General features: G+C 67.2%; 1 protein-coding gene. It reads right to left on the bottom strand.

Annotated elements, in window-relative coordinates; genetic code table 11:
- Nucleotides 1-1,484: TonB-dependent receptor (locus tag I73_RS26790; RefSeq protein ID WP_234409447.1), on the bottom strand; the 1,484-nt coding region annotated here is incomplete at its 3' end.
- Between the last annotated feature and the right edge of the window lie 205 nt (nt 1,485-1,689).

The raw sequence follows: 1,689 nt of genomic DNA, 5'->3' as shown, positions 1-1,689 counted from the left end.
CATCGTTGCTGTGGAAGCCCTTGCCCGCATCTACGAAGAATTCCGTCTTGGCCCATGGCCCCAGCACCAGGGCCAGCTTGGGGCGAGAGCTTGCTGGCCTGGGCGCTGCCGGTGTTGGCAGCGGCGGCGGCGTCGCCCTTCAGACTGTCGACACTGAAGTAGCCCTTGTCTGCGCGCAGGCCCACCAGACTGCGCAGCCAGGGCGTCCAGGTCAGCTGGTTCTGGGCGTAGACGCCCACCAGGGTTTCGTGCACATCGTCATCGCGCGTGGTGGACAAGGTCTTGCGGGCCTCGGTGTCGAACAGACCCACCCGCGCGTTGTCGTGGCGCAGCTGCAGCCCCAACTCGGTGCGCGCTTCCAGACCACCCAGGGTGTGGGACCAGGCCTGGCTGGCTTTCAGGCCGGAGACGGTGCGCTTGTCGCGCTGCGAGAACTGGTCGCCGGTGTCCGGCCGCTCCATGGCATAGGTGAAGTTCGACCACAGGGCCAGGCGGTAGCTCATCACGTAGGCCGACACATGGGTCTCGTCGTCGGCGCCACGGCGGTGCCATTCGCCCGACAGGCTGTAGCGGGACGTGTTGCCACCGTCGGTCGGATCCAGCGAATCGAAGCGCCCGAAGGGCTGGCCGTTGTAGCTGCCTGCGTCGATCAGGCGCTGGGGTACCTGGTCGGTGGACGTCCACTTTGCCTGGTAGGCCATGCCTTCCAGGGTGAATCCCTCGTCCAGGGTGCCATGGCTGTACTTGAGCACCGCGTTGTGGCGCTGCAGGTTCTCCGGCACTGTCCAGGGGCCATCGTTGGTCATCAGCTCCACCGCGCCCAGCAGGGTGTCGGTGTCGTTCACGGTGGTGGAGCCCGCGAAGAGGCCGCGGCGGTAGGCGTGCTGGCCCAGGGTCAGCTGGGCGAAGGGTGCCAGGCTGGTCTTGTAGGCGATGTCGGCGGAGCCGGCCGAAGCAAAGTCGCCGTTGCTGGCGAAGTAAGGGCCCTTGCGGTAGTCGATGTGGTCCACCAGCTCCGGGATCATGAAGTTCAGGTCCGAGTAGCCCTGCCCGTGGCCATGGCTGGGCATGTTGACCGGCATGCCTTCCACGCTGGTGGCGAAGTCGGTGCCATGGTCCAGGTTGAAGCCGCGCAGGAAGTACTGGTTGGCCTTGCCGTCACCCGAGTGCTGGGTGACGATCAGGCCGGGCACGAATTCCAGCACCTCGCCCGGACGCAGGGCCGGACGGGCCTTGATCAGATCGGCGCGGATCACGCCTTCGGAGGCTGCATCGCTGCTGCCCACGGCGTTGTCATAGTGGCGGCCCACCACCTGGATCTGCTGGGTTTCACCGGGTGCCGCAGGGCTTGCAGCGCTGCTGTCGGCCGCATGGGCGTGGGGCTGCCAGGCGCTCAGGGCCAGCACCACGGCGGTGAGCCGCCAGGGGGCTCCAGAAGGGGCAATGCGGTGCGGGCGGGTGGTTGGCGTGAAGGTGTGGGTCATGATGTTTCGCGTGCCAGCGGGAAGATGAAGACGTGACAAGGCCTGCTGGACTACGCCCGCCGCCTGCTGCGCCTGCACAACGAGGCCTGCAGCCTGTTCAGCGCCCCCGGCGTGTCCGGCCAGCTGCGGGTGGGCCTGCCCGAGGAGATGATGAAATACGCCTTCCCGGCCGTGCTGCAGGCCTTTGACCAAGCCTGCCCACGCG

The organism is Ideonella sp. B508-1 (genome assembly GCF_000333615.1).
Classification (GTDB): Bacteria; Pseudomonadota; Gammaproteobacteria; order Burkholderiales; family Burkholderiaceae_C; genus Ideonella.
Note: the sequence above shows the minus strand (reverse complement) of the source record. Positions and strands in the feature narration are given on the sequence as shown.